This window comes from Rhodococcus sp. SJ-3 (assembly GCF_051918125.1).
In the GTDB taxonomy this organism is placed as follows: domain Bacteria; phylum Actinomycetota; class Actinomycetes; order Mycobacteriales; family Mycobacteriaceae; genus Rhodococcus.
On the sequence record NZ_CM123306.1, the window covers coordinates 582,878 to 607,618 of the forward strand.

The window sequence follows — 24,741 nt, forward strand, 5'->3', positions numbered from 1 at the left end:
GTCCATCCATGGGCCACCGAGCGCCTCACAGGCCGCCTCCCTCTCCGCTGACGTCCAGCCGAGGCGACACGACTCCCGGCACCGTGCCCGGGACGACCTGCCGCTGAATGTTCTCACCGCTCATGATTCCGAACGGCAGAATCAGATCCGGCGACCTCGTGTCCTCGGTGATCTGTCCCATGATGTCGCCGCAGCGGTCGATCACGGGCTGCATCTGCCGTCCGAGCGCTTCGAATTCGGGATCGCCGGGCATCAACTGGCCCACGTCGATGAGCTTGCAGAGGACCGCTGCCGGATCCTCCAGGTCGGGCAGGACGAGGCGCGAGGACAACGACCCCGATTCCGCGTCGTACGAATTGACGAGGTTGCTCACCGCGAGCGGAAGCAGCGTCAAGGAGTTCACCAGTGACTGACGATTGTTCGCGAGGTTCTCGGTGACAGGAACCAGCGCGTCGACATTGTCTTTGACCGCCTCCTGGTTGTCGCGCACGAACGTCGTGACGTCCCCGAGCGTCATGGAAAGCTGCTCCAGCGCTTCTCCGAGGTTCTGGCGTTCCCCGGCGAGAAAGCCGGAAAGGTCGGCGAGCTGGGTATTGAACTGCCGTACCTGCTGGTCGTTGGCGGCGAGCGCACTGACGAAGACCTGGAGGTTCTCGATGGTTCCGAAGAGGTCTCCGCGCGACTCGTTGAGTGTGCGAGCGGCAGCGGACAATTCGTCGATGCTCTGGCCGAGAGCCGCACCGTTTCCTTCGAGGTTCTCGGCACCGACCTCGACGAATTCGGTCAGCGCACCGTCGGCGTTCGCGCCCTCCGGCCCGAGCGCCCGCGCCAGTTCGTCGATGCTCGCGTACAACTCATCGACCTCGACAGGGGTAGCCGTTCGTTCCCGGTCGATGACGGCGCCGTCGCTCATCGTCTCACCACCGGAGTAGGCGGGGGTGAGCTGAACGTAGCGATCGGCGACGACGGACGGGGTGATCTGCACTGCCCTGGCGTCGGCCGGGATGTCCACCCCACGATTGACGCGCATGTCGACCTTGACGACCTCTCCCTGAGGTTCGACCGAGGTGACGCTGCCGACCTCGACACCGAGGACCCGGACGTCGGATCCCTCGTAGATGCCGACGGCCTTGTCGAAATAGGCAGTGACAGTAGTCGTTCCAGCGCGGGTGAACACCCACCACAGGGCGCCCGCGACCACGAGTACCACAGCCACTGCGAGCGCGATGAACGCAATGCGTCGACGACCGGCCTGGTTCGGGGAGTCGGCGTTGTCTGCGTGTGCCATCAGTTCCCCCCTCCCAGGGTGCGACCCGGCTCGCGGTATCCCGGAATCTCGGGCAGACCGGGCGGCGTGAGATTCACGACCACCTGGTCGAACCAGCGCCCGTTGCCGACGACGTTGGCATACAGACGCACGAACGGCTCATACAGCTTCATGGCCCTGTCGAGGTTGTCGTTGTTGTCCTGCAGGATCTGGACGACTCCACGCAGGTTTTCCAGGGCGGGACCGATCTGTTCCTGGTTTTCGACCACGAGGGCCGAGAGTTCCGTCGAGAGCCGCTTGGTCCCGTCGAGCAGCTGCGAGATCGCCTGCTGACGGTTGTTGAGCTCGGTGATCAGCAGGGCTCCGTCGCTGAGCAGACGATTGAACTCGGTGTTCCGGTCGGCGAGAATCTGCGACACGTTGCCCGTGGCTTCGAGCAGCCGCTTGAGTTCCTTGTCGCGGCTCGCGATCGTCTCCGACAGCCTGCTCACACCGTCGAGTGACGCGCGAATGTCGTCGGGAGTCTCGGAGAATGCGCCGGCCAGCGTCTCGAAACTCGTTGCAAGCTGGTCGGAGTCGATGTCGCCGAGCGTCGTGGCCGCAGACGAGAACGCCTCGATCACGTCGTACGGCGAGACCGTGCGGTCGAGCGGAATCCGATCGTCCGGGTCGAGGACCTCGGCGCCACTCGGATTCAACGCGAGATACTTCTGCCCCAGGATCGTCTTGATCTGGATCGATGCCGAGGTATTGTCTCCCACCCACGCGTCCTGAACCCGGAAGGACACGACGACGCGATCCCCTTCGAGTTCGACGGCACTGACCGTGCCCACCTTGACGCCCGCGATGCGCACCTCGTTGGTGGGCTTGAGTCCGGCTGCCTCGCTGAACTCGGCCTTGTAGGTCGCTCCGGCTCCGATGATCGGCAACGAATCGAGGAAGAATGCGGACAGTGTCGCCAGCAGAATCACGACGATGCCCAGGGCACCGGCGGCTGCCGGACTGCGGCGTTTGCTCATCGTCCCTGCAACTCCTGCATCCCCTCCTGCGTGCATCGCTGCGCCGCATTCGTATAGATGGGCTGGTTCACGGTGGGTAGCCCTGTGGGGAGATTCAGGTACGGCACCGAACCGGGCCCAGCGATGATGTCGATACCGCACAGGTAGAACTGGAACCACGACCCATAGCTGGCGACACGGCCGAGCTTCTCGAGCTTGACGGGCAGGTTGGCGAGCACATCGTTCACCTCACCGCTGTTCGCGTTGAGGTTGCCGGTCAGCTCGTTCAGGGCGGTGATCGACTGGGTGACCGACGAGCGTGTCGGCTCCAGCACGTCCGCCACCGCATCGGTCAGGCCCGCGAGGGACTGCACCGACGAACCCACCGTGTCGCGATCAGCGGCCAGCCCACTGACGAGTGCCTGTGTATTCACCAGGAGCGAGTCGAGTTGTTCGTCCCGCTCGTCGATCGTGGTGAGGACGGTGTTCAGGTTGTCGATCACGGCACCGATCACCGCGTCCTTGTCGGCGATCGTGTTCGTCAGACTTGCAGTGCTGCGCACGAGATCGTCGATGGTTCCTGCTTCGCCTTGGAATACCTGGATGATCTGGAACGACAGTTTGTTGACGTCGTCGGCGCTGAGCGTCTGGAACAGTGGACGGAATCCGTCGAACAATGTGGTGAGGTTGACGGCAGGCCGCGTCCGTTCGATGGGAATGGTCTCCCCTTCGGTCATGCGCTGCCCCTGGTCGCCCTCGCCTTGTCCCAGCGCGATGTATCGCTGGCCGACCAGATTGCGGAAACGCAGAGCTGCGGTCGATGTCGCGGGAAGCCAGTCGCGTTGATCGAGGGAGAACGTCACGCGGGCCTCACGTTCGTTCACGATCGCGATCTCGTTCACCTGCCCGACCTTCACACCGGCGATGCGCACATCGTCGCCCTCGTTGAGTGAGGTGACGTCGGAGAACACGGCGTGGAACTTCGTTCCTCCGGCCCCTCCGACGCTCGCGATGGTGGCTGCAAGGACACCGGTCGCGAAGATGGTGACCACGGCGAACACGATCAGTTTGGTCAGCGGTGCAGCAAGACCTCTCACTGGAAGCTCACCTCCGCACCGCGGAGTGCAGGAGCGCCCAGCCGCGTCGTCCACGCCGGGACATCCTGCGGTGCAATACCGGTGGCCTGGCCGTAGATCACGTCGAGGGTGTCCTGTTCGGCACGTGAACCTTCGTACGAGACCGGGGTCGCGGAGTCCGAACCCGAAAGTCCGATGATGGTGCTCACGTCGTCGGGCACCCCCGAGCCTTCGGGGGCCGGGAACATCGGGATCGACGCGGGTCCCGGATTACGGGAGGGAACCTGATAGGAACCGTCGTTGATCGAGCCGCCTGGATACTGCGGGAAAAATCTACCCGGCTCCGTCACCTGGTCGTAGCAGGCCGGACCGCGGGTGTCGAGCAGACGCGGTTCGTCCTGGTTGGGCAGGTAACGACCCTTGGGATTGGTGAACTGGATGTTCGCGCGCGCGGCGGGGAACGGGTCGTCGGCGGCAAGCAGTTCCACCGCGGCGGGCTTTGCTTCGGCGAAGCCCCGGAACGTGCACTGGAACGACGGCGAGTACCGAGCGAGCAACTGCAATGCTTCTTTCGAATCCGCGGAGATACTGATCAGGGAGTTCGCATTGGTCTGGAGGAAATCTGCGGTCGATGCGGACGCGCCGGTCGCGGTGGCAAGCAGGGTCTGGATCTGGTTCTGCTCCTCGACGATCGTCGCGCCGGTGGTCCGGAGGTTGTCGAGCGCGTTGATGAGGTCCGGGGCTGCCTCGGAGTAGGTCTGTGTGAAATCGGCGAGGCCGCGCAGGTCTTCCTGCAGCGTAGGTAGTTCCACGTTGACCTCTCGGAATATCCGCTCGAGGTTGTCGACCGTCCGGCCGAGGGTCTCGCCTCGTCCGCTCAACCCCTGCGCGAGTGCGCCCAGTGTGTTCGCCAGATCCTGCGGGGGGATCGCCTGCAGGAGGGGCAGCAGGCCGTCGAGCACCTCCCCCAGCTCGGCGGTCTTCTCGCTCGTGTCCTGTACCAGGACGTCGCCTGCCTGCAGCGCACGTCCGGGATCGGCCGGGATCATCAGAGAGATGTAGCGCTCCCCGAAGAGCGTCTTGGGTAGCAGCTGCCCGGTCGCGTTGGCCGGAATGAGCTCGGCTTTCTCGGGCTCGATCGCGAGGTGTGCGGTGACCTGATCACCCTCAGCGCTTGTCGAGCGCACCTCTCCCACGATCACACCGCGCACCTTGACGTCGGCGTTCTTGGGCAGGGCGTTGCCGACGCTGTCCGTGATGAGCTCGACCTCGACGACCTTCTTGAACGTCTTGTTGTACAGCGCGATCGTGCCTGCGATGAACAGCGCCAAGACGAGGAAGAACACCAATCCGAGTGTGCGCCGACGAAAAACCGAGGTGTCGCTCATCCGGCCACCCTCACCGTCGTGCTCGTGCCCCAGATAGCAAGACTGAGGAAGAAATCGAGAACCGCGATCGTGACGATTGCGGTCCGTACCGCACGCCCCACGGCCACGCCGACTCCTGCGGGGCCTCCACTCGCGTGGAATCCGTAATAGCAATGGATGAGGATCAGCACGAACGCGAACACCAGGACCTTGGCGAACGAATACAGCACGTCCTCCGGCGGCAGGAACAAATTGAAGTAGTGGTCGTACGACCCCGGAGACTGCCCGTTGAACAGGGTGCTGATCACTCGCGTCATCAGATACGCGGCGAGCAGACCGACGATGTACAGCGGGATGACAGCAACGAAACCGGCGATCATCCTGGTGGTCACGAGAAACGGCACTGACGGAACCGCCATCACTTCGAGGGCGTCGATTTCCTCACTGATCCGCATCGCGCCGAGCTGGGCAGTGAAACCGCAACCCACGGTGGCGGACAATGCGAGGGCCGCGACGATCGGCGCAAGCTCACGAGTGTTGACGTAGGCGGACAGGAAGCCGGTGAGTACCGAGGACCCCAGCTGTTCGAGTGCCGCGTAGCCCTGCAGACCCACGACGACGCCGGTGAACCCGGACATCATCGCGATCACGCCGATGGTCCCGCCGATCACAGCGAGCGCACCGCTGCCGAAGGTGACCTCGGCGAGAAGCCGTAGCACCTCCTTGCGGTAGTGCGTGATGGTGCGGGGAATCCATCCGACCGCCCGTGCGTAGAACGACATCTGCTCGCCCGCGCGGTCGAGCATGTTCAGGGGTGCGCGCAGCACTTTCCGGCCACGGATCAGTACGAGATCTCCGCGCCCTTTGGCGATTGTCATCGCTTCACGACCCCTTCGCCGGAACGACCTGCAGATACACCATCGTCAGGATCAGATTTGCAAAGAACAGCAACAGGAACGTGATGACGACGGTCTGGTTCACCGCCTCGCCCACGCCCTTCGGGCCGGGACCCGGATTCAGTCCCTTGTACGACGCGACGACACCGGCGATGATGCCGAAGACCGCAGCTTTGAGTTCCGCCACGTAGAGGTCGGGAAGCTGCGCCAGGGCAGAGAACGACGCGAGGTACGCCCCCGGAGTTCCGTCCTGGAGGATGACGTTGAAGAAGTACCCGCCCGCGATACCGACGACCGAAACCAGTCCGTTGAGGAGCAGAGCTACCAGCACCATCGCGAGCACGCGCGGCACCACCAGTCGCTGTATCGGATCGATGCCCAGCACCCTCATCGCGTCGATCTCTTCACGGATGGTTCGTGATCCGAGGTCTGCGGTGACCGCGGAACCTGCCGCACCCGCGATCAGCAATGCCGTCACGATCGGGCTGCCCTGCTGGATCACCGCGAGAACACTGGCGGCGCCGGTGAACGACTCCGCGCCGAGCTGCTTGATCAGCGACCCGGTCTGCAGCGACACAACAGCACCGAACGGGATCGCCACCAACGCGGTGGGGAGGATCGTGACGCTGGCGATGAACCAGGCCTGTTCGATGAATTCCCGGAACTGGAACGGACGCCGGAAGGTGTTGCGAACAACGTCGACGAACAGCTCGAAGATGTTTCCGGCTTGGGTGAGCGCGCCGTGCACGGGGCGCACGAGCGAGGTACTTCCCCCCATCTATTCTCCTACTTAAGGCCGTGAGGCTGGTCGTATCCCTGGGATGAGTACGCGGGGATCACCTGAGTGTCGTCGTCTCTGTAGCCATGCTCGGGGTAGGCCACCCCCGTGCTCTCTTCCTCGAGCGATTCCACGATCGCAGCCTGGGCCGCGGGCGGGAGCGTGTGCAGGATCTGACGGACTCGATCCTGGCGTCGGTGCACCGCCTGACGCACCGGCATACCGGGCGTCGCCTGCATCTGCGGAATGATGCCTTCCACGTCCTCGACACCGCCTGCGTGGTGCCCGGCGTCCACGAGTGCCTGCTCGTGCGCCATCTGCGCTTCGTCCTTCTCTTCGGACATACCGATCGGACCGATCATCGTGCCGTTGAGGAACTGCTTGACCACCGGTTCATCGGATGTGAGCAGCACCTCGCGCGGACCGAACATCACCAGCTGCCTGCGGAACAACATCCCGATGTTGTCCGGCACCGTACGAGCCAGGTTGATGTTGTGCGACACGATCAGAATCGTGGCATCGATCTCCGCATTGATATCGATCAGAGTCTGCGAGATGTAGGTCGTGCGCACCGGATCGAGACCCGAGTCCGGCTCGTCCACCAGAATGATCTCCGGATCGAGCACCAGCGCGCGGGCCAGGCCTGCGCGCTTGCGCATGCCGCCGGAGATCTCACCGGGAAGCTTGTCCTCCGCACCGAGCAGACCCACGAGTTCGAGCTTGCTCATCACGATCTTGCGGATATCCGACTCGGACTTCTTGGTGTGCTCACGCAGCGGGAAGGCCACGTTGTCGTACAGGTTCATCGACCCGAACAGAGCGCCGTCCTGGAACAGCACCCCGAACAGCTTCCGGATCTCGTACAGATCCTTGCTCGAGCACTGCAGGATGTCGGTGCCGTCGATGACGATCGAACCCTGTTCGGGTCGCAACAGACCGATCAGTGACTTGAGGAACACCGACTTACCCGTACCGGACGGACCGAGCAGGGCACTGACTTCACCGGCGGGAAGCGTCAGCGATACGTCCTGCCAGATCCGCTGCGAGCCGAAGGACTTGGTCAATCCCTCGACAGAAACCTCTACACCCACGATTACCTCCACACTGTTTCGACGCCATCCACCCCTGTGGGTTGGGCCACTCTATCGCATCGAAGTGGTAACTGTGACAGTGAATACTACTCGTGAGTAAGTTGGCAAATCAATGCCACTTACATAGGCAGACTTATCCGATGACCTGCACAGATGCACAGTGGGTACGGTATTCGGAAATCGAGCGCGATGTGCCGTAACACGCGCGCGATTCCGAATAGGAGAAGATTCGCCACGCACCACAAAAAAGCCGCCCCCACGGATTCGAGATCCATGGGGGCGGCTTCGATGTGCGCGCCACTACGCGCGGGAAAATCCCGCGCGAGTGTGGTGAACCGTCTTACTTGACGGAAACCTTGGCGCCGGCCTCTTCGAGCTTGGCCTTGGCAGCATCGGCAGCGTCCTTGGCGACCTTCTCGAGGATCGGCTTCGGAGCACCCTCGACGAGGTCCTTGGCTTCCTTGAGGCCCAGGCCGGAGACGAGCTCGCGCACGACCTTGATGACCTGGATCTTCTTCTCGCCGGCACCTTCGAGGATGACGTCGAACTCGTCCTGCTCGGACTCGGCCTCAGCAGCAGCGGCCGGCGCACCGGCGGCAGCGACGGCAACCGGAGCAGCAGCGGTGACCTCGAAGGTCTCCTCGAACGCCTTCACGAACTCCGAGAGCTCGAGCAGGGTCAGTTCCTTGAACGCGTCGAGCAGCTCTTCGGTGGTGAGCTTCGCCATGGTGGCGGTCCTTCCTGATAAGTCCCATGTCGCTGATCCGCGACCGATTGGGAGGGTGCATGCCGGGGCATGCCTGGATGTATCTGTTTTCGCGGTGATGCAGATTCGCGGTGATGCGGATCAGCGTCAGGCGGCTTCTTCTGCCGCCTTCTTCTCCTGCAGGGCGGCCGCAAGGCGAGCCACCTGGGAAGCGGGAGCATTGAACAGGCCTGCAGCCTTTGCCAAGTTGCCCTTCATCGCACCGGCGAGCTTGGCCAACAGCACCTCGCGGGACTCGAGGTCCGCGATCTTGTTGACCTGGTCCACGGACAGCACGTCGCCGTCCATGTACCCGCCCTTGATGACGAGTGCCTTGTTGTCCTTCGCGAACGCCTTGATGGCCTTCGCAGCGTCCACCGGCTCGCCCTTGACGAACGCGATGGCGGTCGGACCGACGAACAGGTCGTCGAGACCCTCGACGCCCGCCTCAGCGGCGGCACGCTTGACCAGGGTGTTCTTGGCGACGGAGTAGGTCGCACCCTCTCCGAGCGCGCGACGCAGCTCGGTCAGACTTCCCACCGACAGGCCACGGTATTCCGTGACCACAGCGGCCGTCGAGGTCTTGAACTGCTCGGTGATCTCCTCAACTGCGGAGACCTTCTCGGGCTTTGCCATACTTCGCCTCCTCTCAGTTTCAGTCGTTTTCCCGGCGTCCCGAACGGGACGTCCCACCTGCGACAGGCGTTGGGCCGAGAAACGACGAACGCCCCGGCGCAGGGCACACGGGGCGTAAAGGAGAAGGCGGTGGAATTCGGCTCCGGCCCGAAGGCTCGACGCAGATTCTCTCGCACTCCCTAACCTCGTCCTCCTGCGTGGGCCGCCGGACAAATCCGGACCTTCAACCGATTCCATATACGGAAAAGGTGACCAACGGTCTTGGGTAGAACATGATCGGGGTGAAGATCGACACAATGCCGAACTACGATGTAAAGAATAGCGGACGGCAGGGCCGGAATGCAAAACGGTCGGCACGGAGAAACTCCGTGCCGACCGCTCGTTGCGTTCGCAGAACGTCTGAAGGTGCTACCGCAGCCTATTCGGCAACTTCGAGGAGGTTACGGGTACGCGCCGGATCCACCGGGATGCCCGGTCCGGTGGACGTCGCGACAGTGACCTTCTTGATGTAGCGGCCCTTCGCACTCGACGGCTTCGCACGAAGCACCTCGTCGAGAGCAGCAGCGTAGTTCTCGACCAGCTTGGTCTCGCCGAACGACGCCTTACCGATCACGAAATGCAGGTTCGAGTTCTTGTCGACGCGGAAGTTGATCTTGCCGCCCTTGATATCCGTGACGGCCTTCGCAACGTCCGGGGTGACCGTACCGGTCTTCGGGTTCGGCATCAGACCGCGCGGGCCGAGCACACGAGCGATGCGGCCGACCTTGGCCATCTGGTCCGGGGTCGCGATGGCGGCGTCGAAGTCCGTCCATCCGCCCTGGATCCGCTCGATCAGATCCTCGGCACCGACAACATCCGCGCCGGCAGCCTCGGCCTCTGCGGCCTTCTCACCGACAGCGAAGACGACGACGCGAGCGGTCTTGCCCGTGCCGTGCGGCAGGTTCACCGTGCCGCGGACCATCTGGTCCGCCTTGCGCGGATCCACACCGAGGCGCATCGCGACCTCGACCGTGGCGTCGTAGTTCTTGGACGACGTCTCCTGCACCAGCTTCGCCGCATCGAGCGGGCTGTAGAGCGTGTCCGGGTTGATCTTCTCGGCGGCGGCGAGGTAAGCCTTGCTGCGCTTTGCCATGTTGATTCCTAACTTCTCACCGGTGGGTGAATGTTTCGGGAGTGGTGCGGGCCTGGCCGGCCCTCCCACGCTTGCTTGCTGAGTCGACTCGGCGGGCGACGCCGCCAGGGTCAGCCCTCGACGGTGATACCCATCGAGCGTGCCGTGCCCGCGATGATCTTCGCGGCGGCCTCGACGTCGTTCGCGTTGAGGTCTTCCTGCTTGGTCTTCGCGATCTCGCGCACCTGATCCATGGTCACCTTGGCAACCTTGGTCTTGTGCGGCTCGCCGGAGCCCTTCTGCACACCGGCAGCCTTGAGCAGCAGCTTGGCGGCAGGAGGAGTCTTCAGCTTGAAATCGAACGACCGGTCTTCGTAGACCGTGATCTCGACGGGCACCACATTGCCGCGCTGCGACTCGGTCGCTGCGTTGTAGGCCTTGCAGAACTCCATGATGTTGACGCCGTGCTGACCCAGCGCGGGACCGACCGGCGGGGCCGGATTGGCCTGGCCGGCCTGGATCTGGAGCTTGATGAGCCCGGCGATCTTCTTCTTCTTGGGGGGCATCTCTATTCCTAGTTTCTTGCTCGGTGTGGTTCTTGCGTATTCCTACTGCAAGCTTTCGTGTGTCGAGACGATCAGCTGATCAGAGCTTCGAGACCTGCGTGAAAGACAATTCCACGGGAGTCTCGCGACCGAAGATCGACACCAGGACCTTGAGCTTCTGCTGCTCGGCGTTGACCTCGCTGATCGACGCGGGCAATGTCGCGAACGGACCGTCCATGACGGTGACCGACTCACCGACCTCGAAGTCGACCTCGATCGCCGGCTTGCCTGCGGCTGCAGGCGCCTGCTCGCCTGCAGCGGGTGCACCTGCGGCGGGCTTCTTCTTCTCCTGCTGCGGAAGGAGGAACTTCACGACCTCCTTGATCGTCAGCGGCGACGGCCGAGACGTCGCACCGACGAAACCGGTGACGCCGGGCGTGTTGCGCACGGCGCCCCACGATTCGTCGTTCAGCTCCATACGCACCAGGATGTAGCCGGGCAGCACCTTGCGGTTGACCTGCTTACGCTGACCGTTCTTGATCTCGGTGACCTCTTCGGTGGGCACCTCGACCTGGAAGATGTACTCGCTCAGGTCGAGGTTCAGCACTCGGGTCTCGAGATTTGTCTTCACCTTGTTCTCGTAGCCGGCGTACGAGTGGATGACATACCAGTCGCCCGGCTCGAGACGCAGCTGCTTCTCGAGCGCTGCCGCAGGATCGACATCGTCGGCGGTCTCAGCGGCGACCGCAGCGTCCGCCTCCACCAACTCTTCGGTCTCGGGGTCGTCGACGACCGCCTGGTCGGCAACTGCCTCGTCGACGACTGCCTCGTCGACAACGACCTCGTCCGAAACGCGCTCGTCGTCCGAGGGCTCGTAGGAGTCGTTCTCGGGGGTGCTCACCGGGGCACTTTCCTCTCGTCGATCACAATTTGCCGGCGCGCGTACGCGCTAGCCGAACAACCAGTTGACGCCCTGGGCGAACGCCAGGTCCAATCCGAAGATGAACGCAGTCATGACGGTCACGAACGCAATGACGACGAGCGTGTAGGTCGTCAGCTGTTTGCGATTCGGCCAGATCACCTTGCGAAGTTCCGCGATGACCTCGCGGAAGAATCGACGCAGGCGCTTGAAGATGTTTTCGGACTTCTGCGCAGCGGGCCGGTCGGCCGATTCGGCAACGGACCGGCGGGCACGTGAGCCCTCTACGTCGGCAGAAACCGATGTCTGCGCGGCGCCGGAACGGCGAATTGCGCGCTTACCACTCGGACGCGGGACCGAGGAGGAAGCGTCGGGGGTTGCGCCGGTTTCCGTTCCAGCGTCACCGGGTGCAAACCCTCCGGTGCCGCCGTCGCGCCTACCGCGCTCCTCGCTCACATCGTTCCTCTCGATCGCTGGGCAGTCCGGGTGCAGGGGCGACAGGACTTGAACCTGCAACCTGCGGTTTTGGAGACCGCTGCTCTGCCAATTGAGCTACGCCCCTTTGGCCGACCATGAGTGTCGAAACCTCGACACCTCGCAGATCGGCCGATCTGCGACCACATGACACGCGCGCCACCCCACCGGTACATCACAAGTACCGAAGAGCAGCGCGCTGCGCTATGCGATCCCAGAAGCCCTAGTGTACTTCATTGCCCCGGGACTACCCAATCCGCAAGGCCGTCAGGCCAGGCGGACCGTTGCAGTGGCTCGCCCGAAGATCTTACGCCCTTCGGACTTCGCCACGATCGCGACCACTGCTGTCTTGCTGACCGGGTCCACCGACTTGACCTTGCCGGTGAACTCGATTGCGGCGGCCTGATCGGCCTCCACGAACACCGGGCTCGTGAAACGAACATTGTATTCGTTCACGGCACCCGGATCGCCGAGCCAGTCGGTGACGAAGCCGGCGGCGATGCCCATGGAGAGCATGCCGTGTCCGACCACGTTGCGCAAACCGGCAAGTTCGGCAACCTTGTCGCTCCAGTGGATCGGGTTGGGATCACCCGAGACACCGGCGTAATTGACCAGGTTTCCACGCGTGAGCGTCACGACACGCGAAGGAATTTCCTCGCCCGCCGTCACGTCATCGAAGCTACGGAGCGTCATGCATCATCACATCCTTGACAGCCTCCGCGATGTTCGCGTCGACCTCACCGCCCGTGCGGCCGACAAGCGTGGTCCACGTGGTGAGCACGAGATTGTCGTACTGATCGGTGATGACGTTCTTCGTGGTGATGATGTCGCTGCCTGCCACCTGACGGAAGTCGTCGAGGTACACGTCACAGAACAGTCGATCGCCGACCTGGATCGGGCGGTGGAAGACCAACCGCTGATCGGTCTGCATGATCTGACTGAGGTCGTATCCGGTGACGATCTCCTCGAACAGCTTGCGCTGGGCAATCATCCCGATGATCGACACGAAGGTCAGCGGCGCGATCAGGCCGTCGTATCCGAGACCTTTGGCAGCTTCTTCGCTGTGATGCGCGGGGTGAGTATCGAGCACGGCGCGGGCGTATTCACGGACCTTCTCGCGGCCGACTTCGTAGAAGTCGTCGACGCGGTAATGGTGCCCGACCATGGACGCGGCGTGAGCCGCAGCATCGAACGGGATCCCGGCCCGTTCGGTCACGTCCACGGGTTGCTCATTCATGAGAGTGCCAGTCATACGCAAAACCTCCGCAATTCCGCTCAACGCCTAACGGCGTGGGCGGCACTGCGGAGAGCTCACGCGTCGACGTCGATCCCGAACAGACTACTTCGACTCGCGATGCGCCTGATGGGTGCCGCAGTTCGGGCAGAACTTCTTCAGCTCGAGGCGGTCGGGATCGTTACGACGGTTCTTCTTCGTGATGTAATTGCGGTGCTTGCACACCTCGCAGGCCAGGGTGATCTTCGGCCGAACGTCGGTGGAGGAGGCCACGGGATGCCTTCTTTCGCGTAAATCTGATCGCTTCGGATCAGGGTGGTTCGTTCTACTTCGGTAGCGGTGACCGGACTTGAACCGGCGACGCAACGATTATGAGTCGTTTGCTCTACCAACTGAGCTACACCGCCTCGGTGTCGAGTGTCGCATGTATCGGCGTCACTCCAATCCAGCGAGCCCCCTGACGGAATCGAACCGTCGACCTTTTCCTTACCATGGAAACGCTCTGCCGACTGAGCTAAGGGGGCGCGGCCACCGTGAGCATCTCTGCTCCCTGCGGCCTCCAAAAGATTACACACACTCGCCGTGAGTACAAAATCGGCAGGTCGGTGCACGTAAACGTCCTACGGACACCACGAGAGCGCTACCGGTGCCCGCACGGCGAACCATCCGGGCGAACGGTCCGTCGACGAGCACTTGCCGATAACCCCGGAGTCCGCCACCTACAGCAGTACCTGTTAATGCGGCAGTACCTGTAAATGCAGAACAACCCCGGTTCGAGGAACCGGGGTTGTTCTGTGTGGCAGATGTAGGATTCGAACCTACGTAGGCATACGCCGACGGATTTACAGTCCGCTCCCATTGGCCGCTCGGGCAATCTGCCGGGTGCGATCGGGATTGCTCCTCGATGCGTTTGGAAGAATACAACGCAGACCCCCCTCAATTGCAAACCGGGTGGTGACGGGGTTGCGCGAAGCGATAACGTCGGCTGCACAAGACCCCTACCGACCGATCCGAAGTGGAGATTCTCAACGTGGCTGATTCGTCGTTCGATGTGGTGAGCAAAGTCGATCGCCAGGAGGTGGACAACGCCCTCAACCAGGCAGCGAAGGAGATCGCGAACCGCTTCGACTTCCGCAACACCGGCGCCTCCATCGGATGGGCAGGCGAGGAGTCCATCACGATCACCGCCGACACGGAAGACCGCGTCCTCGCAGCACTCGATGTGTTCAAGGAGAAACTGATCCGGCGCGATCTCTCTCTCAAAGCCTTCGACGCAGGTGAACCGGCCCAGTCCGGAAAGACCTACAAACTCACCGGTTCACTCGTGGAGGGCATCTCCCAGGAGAACGCGAAGAAGATCTCCAAGCTGATCCGCGACGAAGGCCCGAAGGGCGTCAAGGCCCAGATCCAAGGCGACGAACTGCGAGTGAGCAGCAAAAAGCGCGACGACCTCCAGTCGGTGATCTCACTGCTGAAGAACGCAGATCTCGATATCGCATTACAGTTCGTCAACTACCGCTGAGAACGACGCGGACCGACCCCATTTCCGTCCCCACACCGGACGCGCGGGCGCCTTCTGTGAGCTCGAAGAAGGCACCCGCGCTGTGCCTGCAGGCTCAGAGCGGACCCGCCATGCGTTCGAGCCGAGCGATCCGATCGGCCATGGGCGGGTGAGTCGAGAACAGCCGGCCCATCTTCTCGCCGGCCCGGAACGGGTTCGCAATCATCATGTGCGACTGGGCCGCCAATTTGGGTTCCGGTGGCAGCGGTGCGGCCTGGGTGCCGCGTTCGAGCTTACGCAGGGCCGAGGCCAGCGCCAGCGGGTCGCCGGTGAGCTCGGCCCCCGATTGGTCGGCCTGATACTCGCGTGAACGCGAGACGGCGAGTTTGACGACGGTCGCCGCGATCGGGCCCAGCAGCGACACCAGCAACAACGCGAGGGGGTTCGCACCACCCCCACGGTTGCCGCCGAACGCACTCGCGAAGAACGCGAAGTTCGCCAGTCCCGAGATCACCGCGGCCATCGCACCTGCGACCGACGAGATCAAGATGTCGCGGTTGTACACATGCGACAGCTCGTGACCGAGAACAGCGCGGAGTTCGCGTTCGTCGAGAATCTGCAGGATGCCCGATGTACAGCACACCGCGGCATTGCGGGGGTTTCGTCCGGTCGCGAACGCGTTGGGTGCGTTGGTCGGACTGATGTACAGCCGTGGCATGGGCTGGTGCGCGGTCGTCGCGAGTTCGCGCACGATGCGGTAGATCTGCGGTGCCTGTACCTCGGTGATCGGCTGAGCGTGCATCGCCCGCAGTGCGAGCTTGTCGCTGTTGAAGTACGCGTAGGCGTTCATACCGACGGCCATCACAACCGAGATCACCAGGATGGTCGTGTTCTGGAACAGCGCACCGATGAACACGATCAGCGCGGACATCCCGATCAGCAGCCCTGCCGTCTTCAGGCGGTTGGCATTTCCGTGCACGTCACGCCTCTCCCCGGAGATCGCTCGTGTCGGACAACGCTTCCGCTGCCCGACCCGGCGACATCTGTCCCATCTACCTGCCCGTGCAACGGACGAGCGAACCCGGAGGTTCCCGGTGACTACCCGACGCGAGCGACCGTGAAATCGACCAGGCGACGTAGTGCCTCGTTGGCAGGTCCCTGCGGTAGCGCATCGAGCTCGGCGTGCGCCTGATCGACGTAGGTCTGCAAGGTCTTCTTGGCGGCATCCATCCCCGGCGACCGCCCGAGCAGCTCGAGCGCTTCCGCGATCATTGCCTCGTCCTCGAGGGGACCGACGAGAAGTTCTCGAAGACGATCGGCATCGGGTCCCTCGTCCTTCAGTGCATACAGCACAGGCAGGGTGTGGACACCCTCGCGCAGGTCGGTGCCGGGCGTCTTACCCGAGTCCGTGGTATCCGACGCGATGTCGATGATGTCGTCGACGATCTGGAATGCGACGCCCACCGCGTCACCGAGACGCTCGAGCCGCTCGATCTGCTCGTCGTCGGCACCCGAGAACGTGCCTCCGAACCGGCCGGCAGCGGCGATCAACGATCCGGTCTTCTCCCACACCACCCGCAGATAGTGCTCGATCGGGTCCTTCTGCTCGCTCGCACCGATGGTTTCGCGCATCTGACCGGTGACCAACTCGGCGAACGTCTTCGCGATGACCTCCACCGCTGACGGCCCGAGTGTGGAGGTGAGCCGGGACGCGTGGGCGAACAGATAGTCGCCGGCGAGAATTGCCACGCTGTTGCCCCATCGCATGTTCGCACTGGGAGCTCCGCGCCGGACGGTCGCTTCGTCCATCACGTCGTCGTGATAGAGCGTGGCGAGATGGACAAGCTCCACCACAGTCGCGGCCGTCACGATCGACGGGTCGTTCGGCTTCGGCCCCAACTGCCCCGTGAGCAACGCGAACAGCGGCCGGAACCGCTTCCCTCCGGCTTTCGCGAGATGCAGCGCCGCTTCGGTCAGGAAATCTTCACCGTCGGACAGTTCTTCGACCATCAACGTCTCGACCGCGGCCAACCCGTCCCGCACGTTCTCGGCCAGGACCGGGTCGCCGAGTTCCACACCTGCGACCATGGTGTTCGACACCGTGCCGGCGGCCGGCGCCGTCCCCTCAGTGCTCACAGAAGTACCCATCCTGTCTGTCGGCTCGGCTCCACGGTAGTGAACCTAGCCGCTCGTTTCGTCGCCCACCTCGTCGAGGCGCAGATCCGCGCCTGAGAAGATGGACTCGTGGTGGCCGACAATTCCGCGGGAGAACCGCACCGATCCGTGTTCTACATGCCCGACAGTACCGACGTACTCGTCATCGGCGCTGGTCCAGCAGGTTCATCGGCCGCGGCCTGGGCTGCCCGATCCGGACACGAAGTGCTTCTGGTCGACTCGGCCACGTTCCCCCGCGACAAGACCTGTGGCGACGGACTGACTCCGCGGGCGGTCGCAGAGCTCGATCGGCTCGGGCTGGGCGAATGGGTGCGCACGCGCACCGTCAACCGCGGACTGCGGCTGGAGGGTTTCGGAGGCAGCTTCGAACTTCCGTGGCCGTCGGGGGCGTTCCCGTCGTCGGGCAGTGCGGTCCCTCGCACCGAACTCGACGATCGGATCCGCCGCACCGCGGTTCAGGCAGGTGCACGGATGGCCGAGGGCGCGAAGGCGGTCGACGTGGTGCGGGACGGTGATCGGGTGACCGCTGTGGTCTTCCGCACGGCCGACGGCCCGCGCACCGTCGCCTGCCGACGCCTCATCGTCGCCGACGGTGTCCGCTCTCCGCTCGGCAAAGTACTCGGCAGGCAGTGGCATCGCGACACGGTCTACGGCGTCGCGGCCCGCGCCTACGCGACCTCCCCTCGCAGCGACGATCCATGGATCACGTCACATCTCGAACTTCGGGACGACTCGGGGGCCCTGCAGGCCGGATACGGATGGGTGTTCCCGTTGGGGACCGGTGAGGTGAACCTCGGCGTAGGAACCCTGGCGACCGCCGCACGCCCCGCGAACGGGTCGCTTCGTCCGTTGATCGAGCTGTACGCGTCGAAGCGTCGTTCCGAATGGGAACTCGGCGAAGTGAATCGCGTCGCATCGGCTCTGCTCCCGATGGGTGGTGCGGTCTCCGGTGTCGCCGGGCGCAACTGGGCCCTGATCGGGGATGCCGCGGCCTGCGTGAACCCTCTCAACGGCGAAGGTATCGATTACGGACTCGAAGGCGGCCGGCTGATAGCCGATCTCCTCGACAGCGACGACCTCACCGAGACCTGGCCGGCATTATTGCGGGAGCACTACGGCCGGGCGTTTTCCACAGCTCGGCGACTCGCCGGCCTGCTCACACGACCGAAGTTCCTTCCCTCGACCGGGCCCGTGGGAATGCGCTCACGCGCCTTGATGACGGTGGCCGTGCGGGTGATGGGAAATCTCGTCACCGACGAGGACCACGATCTGGTCGCCCGCGTGTGGCGGACCAGCGGGCAAGTCTCGATGAGATGGGATCGGCAGCCCCTGTTCTCCTGAGAGATCGGCTCTTCTGAGAAATAGGCTCCTCTGAGACGCGCGGTGTTACCGCACGGCGTGATGCAGCACGGTGATGCCGCCCGTGAGGTTGCGCCACCGCACGTCGCTCCAGCCGGCGGCCTCGATACGCTTGGCGAGCTCTTCCTGCGCTGGCCACGCACGAATCGATTCCGCGAGGTAGACGTACGCGTCGGGATTGCTGCTCACCAGCCGGGCCACTCCTGGAAGCGCCTGCATGACCACTTCCATGTACACCGAGCGCAACGGCTCGTGCACGGGCGTGGAGAACTCGCACACGACGAGACGACCGCCCGGCTTGGTCACCCGCGCAATCTCCCGCAGTGCCGCGTCGGTGTCGGCGACGTTGCGCAGACCGAACGAGATCGTGGCGGCGTCGAACACGGCGTCGGCGAACGGGAGGCGCATCGCGTCGCCCGCGACCATGGGCACCTTCCGGAACTCACCGGCGTGGAGCATCCCCTTGGAGAAATCCGTCGCGACGACCCACGCGCCGGAGCGGCCGAGTTCGACCGTCGAGACACCTGTTCCGGCAGCGAGATCGAGCACTCGCTCCCCCGGTTCCAGATCCAGTGCCGCTCGGGTGGCACGACGCCACTGCCTGTCCAGCCCGAACGTCAGCACCGTGTTGGTCAGGTCGTAACGCGCGGCGACCCCGTCGAACATGGACGCGACCTCGCGCGGCTCCTTGTCGAGAAATGCGCGCGATCCGTGAGTTTTTGCCACGGCCGAAACGTTACCTTCTGGTGGGACGGGCCCTGCCGCGACACCACCCCGCGTACCGGTGCTGTGAGACCACGGTTACGCGGTGCGCGGGAGCATGCAGGATGTGTCCCCTTGCACTTCCCTGTAATGCTCGAGGAGCTGGTCACAGATCACGGGCCAGGTGCGGCCGAGCACACTGCGACGGGCCGCACGACCGAACTCCGACCGCAGCTGCGTATCGGCAAGCGCACTGAGCGCCCCCGGCAGGAGCTCGGCGAACCGGTCAGTGGGCAGCCGGTACCCGTTGCGACAGTGTGCGACGAGATCCCGGGGGCCACCCGCGTCGGGGACAACGGTCGGCAGACCGCTGGCCTGCGCCTCCTGTACCGCCTGGCAGAACGTCTCGTGCTCGCCCGGATGGACGAAGACATCGAGGCTGGCGTACGCCCGTGCCAGATCGTCGCCATCGAGTTGTCCGGTGAACACTGCCTCCGGCATCAGTGCTTCGAGCCGAGCGCGCTCGGGGCCGTCCCCCACCACCACGAGCCGGAACGCCCCACCTTGCGCGACGTCGACGAGTCGCTCGACGTGCTTCTCCGGTGCGAGCCTGCCGACGAACCCGAGGATCGGACGCCCGTCCGGTGACCACTGCGCGCGCAGTGTGTCGTCTCTCTTCGACGGCGCGAACCTGTCGATGTCGACGCCTCGCCCCCACCGATGAACGCGAGGAATGCCGTGAGCGACGAGCGCGTCGACCGCAGACGACGACGGGGCGAGAGTCCGGTCACATCCACTGTGGAGTCGACGCGTCCACCGCCATGAGACCCGAGCCGCGACCCCCAGTCCGTAGCTTTCCGCGAATCCTGCGACATCGGTTTGATAGATCGCGACGGTCGGCACGAGCAGCCTCTTCGCCACTGCGAGTCCGCCTGCTCCGAGGAAAAACGGCGACGCGAGGTGAATCACCTGGGGATCGAATGCGCGCAACGCGGCAACCATGTCGAGCTGAGGCACCCCGACAGGAAGCGAACTGATCTTCGGCACTCGCACCGCGGGGACCCTGTGAACGGGAACACCGAGATGCTCGGCGGGGGCGGGAGCGCGTCCCGCAATGGTGTCCGGCGCCACGATGATCGCGTCGTGACCCCCGCGATCGAGATGCTCGAGTACCCGCAGTACCGAGTTGGTCACGCCGTTGACGTTCGGGAGGAAGGATTCCGCGACGATGGCTACTCGCACCACGCCACCATGAACGACGCGCCGGTCGACGAGGTGCGCGGGAGTTGACCGGCCGACGAAGACGAAGCGAACGTTTCGTACCGGGCGGCGTCGCCGCCGTCCGCGGCGGACGTCTCCCGGCTGCCTCACTCGAGGGGGGACGGCTCCGGCTCGGTCCGGGAGAACCTTCGCAGGTACACGAGAAGCCCACCGGCGATCACCCAGGTGACGACTATCACCGACCCTGCAGGCACGATCGCGATCCGCGCATCCCGGCCGGTGACCCGGACCAGATCCGGATCACTGCGCGCATACTCGACTGCAATGCGCTGCCCGGTGGTGAGACCTGTGGGGTAGAGCACACCCAACTCGGGGTTGTGCGTCACCCCATCGGGGGTGACGAAGCTCACCGCGGATCGCAGTGACCCCGCCGACAACACCTCGGCCGAGGCGGTGCCCATGTCGGATCGGATCGTGTGATCGTTGCGCCACGCCCCGAGCACCAGGATCACCGACAGTGCGGAAATGCCGATGGCGATGGCGAGAACAACCCGCCGGGCGCGCGTCACCGCCGCCACCGTGCTGTTTGCACCCGCTGTGCGCCCGCTTCGAACGCCGGACTCTGTCGTCACAGTCGCGACCGCACCGCCGCGTGAAGATCGCGCAATCCGGCGCGGTCGGTCGTGACCTCGATGACCCGGATGCCACCGGCGGGTGGGCTGACGTCGGTGAGCGCAATCGCGAGTCCGTGAAGATCGACTCGGCTGTGCGGCACGCGATACGCCGCGCAGAGCGCCGCCAGATCCATTCCGTGAGGAGTCCCGAACACACGCTCGAAGACGCCCGCGTACTGGGGATCACCCTGCTCGAGGAGTTCGAAGATTCCACCGCCGTCGTCGTTGGCCACGACGATCGTCAGGTCGCGAGGTCGAGGTTCCGGTGTACCGACCAACAGACCCGAAGCGTCGTGCAGGAAGGTGAGGTCGCCCATCAACGCGATGGTTCGTCCTTCCTCGTAGGCGAGGGCTGCGCCCACCGCTGTCGACACCGTCCCGTCGATGCCTGCGACTCCGCGGTTGGACAGCACCTTCACACCCGGTTTCGGATAGCTCACGAGTGCCGCGTCGCGTACCGGGTTGGAGGCCCCGAACAACAACTGGTCGCCCTCGCGCAGCGAATCGGTCACCACTGCCGCGACATGCAGACCGGTCGCGTCCGGATGGGTGTCGAGTTGGGTCCGCACCGCCTTGTCGGTGGCTGCGGACAATTGACGGCATCGTTCCAGCCACGCGTCGTCCGGCGAACCTGAGATCACTGCGCGGGTTCCCGTCGCGAGGACATTTCCGGAGACGTCGGGCCAGCGTGGGCCTGTTGTCAGCGCATAGACGGCCACGTTCGGGTCGGCGAGCAGACGCGACACCGGCCGATGCAGGGTGGGCCTACCCGTGATGATGGCCTGCTTCGGCGCGATCTGCGTGAGGGCAAGGGGGTGAAGCGGAAGCCCGTGCAACGGTGCGGTGGGCTCGGCGACAGTCGGGAGTCCTGCAAGTTCGGGCCGGAATGCTGAGCCGTGCCCCGACACCACGACGGTGTCGGCGGTGATGTCGATCTCCACCGGCACATCGAGGGTTGCGTGCACCGTCGTGGTCCAGGCCTGGCCGTCAGGCCGACCCTCGGGCACGGCACCTTGTGGTCCCGGATCCGGCACCAGCGGTTCACGCAGCGGGATGTCGAAGTGCACGGGGCCGGCGTTGCCGGACCTGGTTCCGCGAGCGGCGGCAAGAACACGGCTCACCGCCGACCGCCATTGGCTGTTCTGGGCGATCCCCTCTGCGAGTCCGAGGCTGATGGTGGCGCGGACCTGGCTGCCGAACAATCCGAGCTGCTCGACGGTCTGATTCGCACCCGACCCGAGCATCTCGTACGGCCGGTTGGCGGAGAGCACCACGAGAGGGATGCGCGCGTAGTTCGCCTCGAGGACCGCGGGCCCCAGGTTCGCCACGGCGGTGCCGGAAGTCATGACGACGGGCACGGGCCGTCCGGAAGCGAGCGACAGACCGAGTGCAAGAAAACCCGCGGTCCGCTCGTCGATGCGCATGTGCAATCGCAGGCGGCCCGCATTGTCGGCGGCCTGGAGAGCGAACGCGAGCGGTGCGTTGCGTGAACCGGGGCACAACACGACATCCCGGACACCGCCCCGAGCAAGTTCGTCGACGACAGCGGTGGCCTGGGCGGTGGACGGGTTCACGACGACCAGGGTAGTGCGGGCCCGGCGAGCACCCGGTCGCAACCCGAGCCGGGCCCCGCAGGGGCATCCCGAGTCACCGGGCCGACAATGGTGTGATGCGCACCGTCTTCGAGCCTTCCGATCTCAGCGCCGGACGGTTCTATCGCCTGCTCACCGCCACAATCGTGCCTCGCCCGATCGCATGGGTGTCGACGGCGTCCGCGGACGGCGTCGCGAACGTGGCCCCGTACAGCTTCTTCACTGTGACGAGCACCTCCCCTCCCGTCGTTCAGTTCACGTCGGTGGGAAGGAAGGACAGTTTGCGCAACATCGAGGAGACCGGCGAATTCGTCATCAACGTCGCGTCGGTGCCGCTGATGGACCAGGTGAACGCGTCGTCGGCACCGTTTGCGCATGACGTCGACGAATTCGCGGCGGTCGGTCTCGACGCCGAGCCGAGCGAACGGGTACGCCCGCCACGGGTCGCGCAGTCGCCCGCCTCGATCGAGTGCACGCTGCATCGGGTGATCGAGGTCGGCGACTCATTCGTCGTCATGGGCGACGTTGTCGCGGTGACCGTGCGCCAGGACGTCCTCGCCGAGGACGATGCGCCGGACTTCGCGCTGCTCGCCCCTGCGAGCCGGCTCGGACGGATCGAGTGGGGGCTCACGCCGGCCGTTCGGAGCATCGATCGACCGAGGAGTTGACTCGCCGAGCCCTCCGGAATTTCCCCGGGTGCTGACCTACTGACGGCACACTCGCGATATGGATGAACAGCTGAGGCTCGGCGCCAGCGCGATATTCCTCGGCTTCGTAGCGGGCACAGTCATGCTCGTGCCTTTCGTTGCAGCGAGTTACCGTCGGCACGGCTCCTTCCCGATCGGCCGGGCCCTCACCTGGGCCGCCGCCCTGACCTACGGCTGGGGAATCTGGACCTACACTCTGCTGCCGCTGCCCGATCCCGCGACGCTTCAGTGCGCGGACGTCAACACAGATCTGTTCGCGTTCACCCGTGATATCGACAATGCGTGGTCGGACGCGGCAGGGGGTCCTGTCGCACTACTGGCAGACACCGCGTTCATGCAGCTGGCTCTCAACGTCCTGTTGTTCGTCCCCCTCGGCTTCTTCTTGCGCACGCTCGGCGGACGAGGGATGGTCACCGCGGGTGCTGTAGGGCTCGGGCTGTCGGCGTTCATCGAATTCACTCAACTGACCGGCGTGTGGGGCCTTTATTCGTGCGCCTACCGTGTCTTCGACGTCGATGACCTGCTCACCAACACCGTCGGCGCAATCGCGGGCTCGATGGTGGCACTGCTGGTACCTCGCAGGCTTCGCGGTGCGGCCGAAAACGATGCACCAGGACTACCGCGGCCGGTGACGAAACCGCGGCGTCTGCTCGCAATGGTGTGCGACCTGGTCGGTTACTTGGTGGTGACTGCTGTCATGGGGACCGCAGTCCAGGCCTACATCCTCTACGTGGCCCAAGACCGCGCGACGGTCGTCGAGGGGCGGGTCGCCGAGGTGCTTTCGACCGCGGTGGCGATCACCATGTGGTTTGTCATGACGATGCTCACCGGTCGGACACTCGGCGATCAGGCGGTACGGCTCCGCTACACGGGTGGTTCGCTTCCGACTGCGCTGACACGCCTCGCTCGTTTCGCAGGCGGCATCGGCGGATACGGGATACTCGCGATACTCCCCGGTTCCTACAGTGGCCTCGCTCCGGTCTTCGCGTTCGTGGCTCTGGTGACCGCGCTGAGCACACGGAACGGACGTGGTCTTCCGGGTGTCCTTGCGCGCCAGGGCTTGTCCGACAGCCGAACCCGAAGCCCCGATGTGCGTGTGGCCGACAGATGACGATCGTCAGGTTGCACTGGCATCGTCAGGTTGCACTGACACAGCCGGACGAAGCCCGGAAGACGACGGTGCCGCCGCGGCCGAAGCCGCAGCGGCACCGTCGACGAAAGTCCAGGCCTACGCAGCGTGCTTCTGGATGAGGTCACCCAGACGCGGCAGAGCCTCGACGACGTGCTTCTGCGCCGAACCGCGGAGCGAATCGTAGACCTTCTTGACGGCGGCCTTGTCGCTACCCGCGATCTTGTCGTCGGTCACGCCCAGCAGCGCGTTTGCGACCTCGTCACCGCGTGCGGTGAGGTAGTCGGCAAACGAGCCGTTGCCTGCGAAGTCCGCCCAGAACGGCTGGAGCCGCTCGACGAAGTCGGGCAGGAGACCTTCGACGGCACCCGGCACGATCGACGGGCCGACCTTCTTCACCGCGGCGTATCCGCCCTTGAGTGCGAGGCCCGACGCGCCCTTCTTGTCCGACACCTCAGCGTCGATGAGTGCGAGGACGTCGCTCTGGACCGCCGGGAGTTTATCGGCGCCGAGCAGGGCATCACCGAGAGCTGCAACCACTTCC

The 24,741-nt window shown here is 64.4% G+C and carries 27 protein-coding genes and 4 tRNA genes; 4 read left to right on the plus strand and 27 right to left on the minus strand.

Translation table 11 applies throughout. The annotated features are described in order from the left end of the window. Positions 1-25: 25 nt before the first annotated feature. The 20 genes from ACTDXD_RS02460 to ACTDXD_RS02555 all read right to left on the minus strand — a co-directional run bounded on the left by ACTDXD_RS02460 (position 26) and on the right by ACTDXD_RS02555 (position 14,017). Positions 26-1,288 (minus strand): MCE family protein, encoded by a 1,263-nt coding sequence (locus ACTDXD_RS02460; RefSeq protein ID WP_440125633.1) that lies wholly within the window; start codon positions 1,286-1,288, stop codon positions 26-28. Beyond that, entirely contained in the window at positions 1,288-2,286 is a 999-nt protein-coding gene (locus tag ACTDXD_RS02465) for an MCE family protein (protein ID WP_440125634.1), read from the minus strand. Before ACTDXD_RS02465 ends, ACTDXD_RS02460 begins: the two co-directional genes overlap by 1 nt. Then, a complete protein-coding gene (locus ACTDXD_RS02470; protein ID WP_440125635.1) occupies positions 2,283-3,362 on the minus strand; it encodes an MCE family protein in 1,080 nt (359 codons plus the stop codon). The genes ACTDXD_RS02465 and ACTDXD_RS02470 overlap by 4 nt, the downstream gene beginning before the upstream one ends. Next, positions 3,359-4,729 (minus strand): MCE family protein, encoded by a 1,371-nt coding sequence (locus tag ACTDXD_RS02475; protein ID WP_440125636.1) that lies wholly within the window; start codon positions 4,727-4,729, stop codon positions 3,359-3,361. The genes ACTDXD_RS02470 and ACTDXD_RS02475 overlap by 4 nt, the downstream gene beginning before the upstream one ends. Continuing rightward, positions 4,726-5,586 (minus strand): MlaE family ABC transporter permease, encoded by an 861-nt coding sequence (locus ACTDXD_RS02480; protein WP_440125637.1) that lies wholly within the window; start codon positions 5,584-5,586, stop codon positions 4,726-4,728. Before ACTDXD_RS02480 ends, ACTDXD_RS02475 begins: the two co-directional genes overlap by 4 nt. Before the next feature lie 4 nt (positions 5,587-5,590). Continuing rightward, the gene (locus tag ACTDXD_RS02485; protein WP_440125638.1) at positions 5,591-6,382 is read right to left on the minus strand and encodes an MlaE family ABC transporter permease; all 792 of its coding nucleotides are present in this window, start codon (positions 6,380-6,382) and stop codon (positions 5,591-5,593) included. 8 nt (positions 6,383-6,390) lie between these two features. Then, positions 6,391-7,476: an ABC transporter ATP-binding protein gene (locus tag ACTDXD_RS02490; protein ID WP_440127506.1), complete on the minus strand. Its 1,086-nt coding sequence runs from the start codon at positions 7,474-7,476 to the stop codon at positions 6,391-6,393. A gap of 337 nt (positions 7,477-7,813) precedes the next feature. Then, complete coding sequence (rplL, locus tag ACTDXD_RS02495; protein WP_169689996.1) at positions 7,814-8,200, minus strand: 50S ribosomal protein L7/L12; 387 nt, start codon at positions 8,198-8,200, stop codon at positions 7,814-7,816. Between the two features lie 126 nt (positions 8,201-8,326). Beyond that, on the minus strand, positions 8,327-8,854 hold the full coding sequence (rplJ, locus tag ACTDXD_RS02500) for a 50S ribosomal protein L10 (RefSeq protein ID WP_169689997.1): 528 nt from the start codon (positions 8,852-8,854) through the stop codon (positions 8,327-8,329). A 418-nt stretch (positions 8,855-9,272) separates the two neighbouring features. Continuing rightward, complete coding sequence (gene rplA / locus ACTDXD_RS02505; protein ID WP_440125639.1) at positions 9,273-9,986, minus strand: 50S ribosomal protein L1; 714 nt, start codon at positions 9,984-9,986, stop codon at positions 9,273-9,275. A 110-nt stretch (positions 9,987-10,096) separates the two neighbouring features. Then, on the minus strand, positions 10,097-10,531 hold the full coding sequence (gene rplK, locus ACTDXD_RS02510; protein ID WP_003937618.1) for a 50S ribosomal protein L11: 435 nt from the start codon (positions 10,529-10,531) through the stop codon (positions 10,097-10,099). A 79-nt stretch (positions 10,532-10,610) separates the two neighbouring features. Then, entirely contained in the window at positions 10,611-11,411 is an 801-nt protein-coding gene (gene nusG, locus ACTDXD_RS02515) for a transcription termination/antitermination protein NusG (RefSeq protein WP_440125640.1), read from the minus strand. Between the two features lie 48 nt (positions 11,412-11,459). Continuing rightward, positions 11,460-11,885, minus strand: coding sequence for a preprotein translocase subunit SecE (gene secE, locus ACTDXD_RS02520; RefSeq protein WP_440125641.1), 426 nt, complete (start codon positions 11,883-11,885; stop codon positions 11,460-11,462). A 33-nt stretch (positions 11,886-11,918) separates the two neighbouring features. Beyond that, positions 11,919-11,991 (minus strand) — tRNA-Trp (locus ACTDXD_RS02525). A gap of 179 nt (positions 11,992-12,170) precedes the next feature. Next, a complete protein-coding gene (gene hadB / locus ACTDXD_RS02530; protein ID WP_440125642.1) occupies positions 12,171-12,596 on the minus strand; it encodes a (3R)-hydroxyacyl-ACP dehydratase subunit HadB in 426 nt (141 codons plus the stop codon). Beyond that, the gene (hadA, locus tag ACTDXD_RS02535) at positions 12,583-13,155 is read right to left on the minus strand and encodes a (3R)-hydroxyacyl-ACP dehydratase subunit HadA (protein WP_440125643.1); all 573 of its coding nucleotides are present in this window, start codon (positions 13,153-13,155) and stop codon (positions 12,583-12,585) included. Before hadA ends, hadB begins: the two co-directional genes overlap by 14 nt. A gap of 87 nt (positions 13,156-13,242) precedes the next feature. Beyond that, positions 13,243-13,410, minus strand: a complete 168-nt coding sequence (rpmG, locus tag ACTDXD_RS02540; protein ID WP_031937658.1) for a 50S ribosomal protein L33 — start codon at positions 13,408-13,410, stop codon at positions 13,243-13,245. A gap of 61 nt (positions 13,411-13,471) precedes the next feature. After that, positions 13,472-13,544 (minus strand) — tRNA-Met (locus tag ACTDXD_RS02545). Between the two features lie 44 nt (positions 13,545-13,588). Next, a tRNA-Thr gene (locus tag ACTDXD_RS02550) sits at positions 13,589-13,661 on the minus strand. A 273-nt stretch (positions 13,662-13,934) separates the two neighbouring features. Further along, a tRNA-Tyr gene (locus ACTDXD_RS02555) sits at positions 13,935-14,017 on the minus strand. A gap of 150 nt (positions 14,018-14,167) precedes the next feature. On the opposite strand from ACTDXD_RS02555, the gene ACTDXD_RS02560 reads away from it, so the two are divergent. Then, on the plus strand, positions 14,168-14,659 hold the full coding sequence (locus ACTDXD_RS02560) for a YajQ family cyclic di-GMP-binding protein (protein ID WP_440125644.1): 492 nt from the start codon (positions 14,168-14,170) through the stop codon (positions 14,657-14,659). Between the two features lie 94 nt (positions 14,660-14,753). Here the strand turns inward: ACTDXD_RS02560 and htpX are convergent, their stop codons facing one another. Both htpX and ACTDXD_RS02570 read right to left on the minus strand, forming a co-directional pair. After that, on the minus strand, positions 14,754-15,617 hold the full coding sequence (htpX, locus tag ACTDXD_RS02565; RefSeq protein ID WP_169690004.1) for a zinc metalloprotease HtpX: 864 nt from the start codon (positions 15,615-15,617) through the stop codon (positions 14,754-14,756). A 119-nt stretch (positions 15,618-15,736) separates the two neighbouring features. Then, positions 15,737-16,786: a polyprenyl synthetase family protein gene (locus ACTDXD_RS02570; protein ID WP_440125645.1), complete on the minus strand. Its 1,050-nt coding sequence runs from the start codon at positions 16,784-16,786 to the stop codon at positions 15,737-15,739. A gap of 144 nt (positions 16,787-16,930) precedes the next feature. Here ACTDXD_RS02570 and ACTDXD_RS02575 point away from each other — a divergent pair, with 144 nt between their 5' ends. Further along, positions 16,931-18,154 carry a geranylgeranyl reductase family protein gene (locus ACTDXD_RS02575; RefSeq protein WP_440127507.1) on the plus strand — a complete coding sequence of 408 codons (1,224 nt, stop codon included), beginning with the start codon at positions 16,931-16,933 and terminating at the stop codon, positions 18,152-18,154. A 45-nt stretch (positions 18,155-18,199) separates the two neighbouring features. Here ACTDXD_RS02575 and ACTDXD_RS02580 read toward each other — a convergent pair whose 3' ends face one another. The 4 genes from ACTDXD_RS02580 to menD form a co-directional block, all read right to left on the minus strand. Next, positions 18,200-18,898, minus strand: coding sequence for a demethylmenaquinone methyltransferase (locus ACTDXD_RS02580; RefSeq protein ID WP_440125646.1), 699 nt, complete (start codon positions 18,896-18,898; stop codon positions 18,200-18,202). Positions 18,899-18,973: 75 nt separating this feature from the next. Then, complete coding sequence (locus ACTDXD_RS02585; RefSeq protein WP_440125647.1) at positions 18,974-20,116, minus strand: glycosyltransferase family 4 protein; 1,143 nt, start codon at positions 20,114-20,116, stop codon at positions 18,974-18,976. Between the two features lie 125 nt (positions 20,117-20,241). After that, positions 20,242-20,673: a DUF3592 domain-containing protein gene (locus ACTDXD_RS02590; RefSeq protein WP_440125648.1), complete on the minus strand. Its 432-nt coding sequence runs from the start codon at positions 20,671-20,673 to the stop codon at positions 20,242-20,244. Positions 20,674-20,723: 50 nt separating this feature from the next. After that, complete coding sequence (gene menD / locus ACTDXD_RS02595; RefSeq protein ID WP_440125649.1) at positions 20,724-22,343, minus strand: 2-succinyl-5-enolpyruvyl-6-hydroxy-3-cyclohexene-1-carboxylic-acid synthase; 1,620 nt, start codon at positions 22,341-22,343, stop codon at positions 20,724-20,726. A gap of 95 nt (positions 22,344-22,438) precedes the next feature. Here menD and ACTDXD_RS02600 point away from each other — a divergent pair, with 95 nt between their 5' ends. Together ACTDXD_RS02600 and ACTDXD_RS02605 are read left to right on the plus strand one after the other, a co-directional pair. After that, positions 22,439-23,029: a flavin reductase family protein gene (locus tag ACTDXD_RS02600; protein WP_440125650.1), complete on the plus strand. Its 591-nt coding sequence runs from the start codon at positions 22,439-22,441 to the stop codon at positions 23,027-23,029. 58 nt (positions 23,030-23,087) lie between these two features. Next, positions 23,088-24,179, plus strand: a complete 1,092-nt coding sequence (locus ACTDXD_RS02605) for a VanZ family protein (RefSeq protein ID WP_440125651.1) — start codon at positions 23,088-23,090, stop codon at positions 24,177-24,179. Between the two features lie 117 nt (positions 24,180-24,296). Here ACTDXD_RS02605 and ACTDXD_RS02610 read toward each other — a convergent pair whose 3' ends face one another. Continuing rightward, positions 24,297-24,737 (minus strand): DUF6918 family protein, encoded by a 441-nt coding sequence (locus tag ACTDXD_RS02610; RefSeq protein ID WP_169690127.1) that lies wholly within the window; start codon positions 24,735-24,737, stop codon positions 24,297-24,299. Positions 24,738-24,741 lie beyond the last annotated feature (4 nt).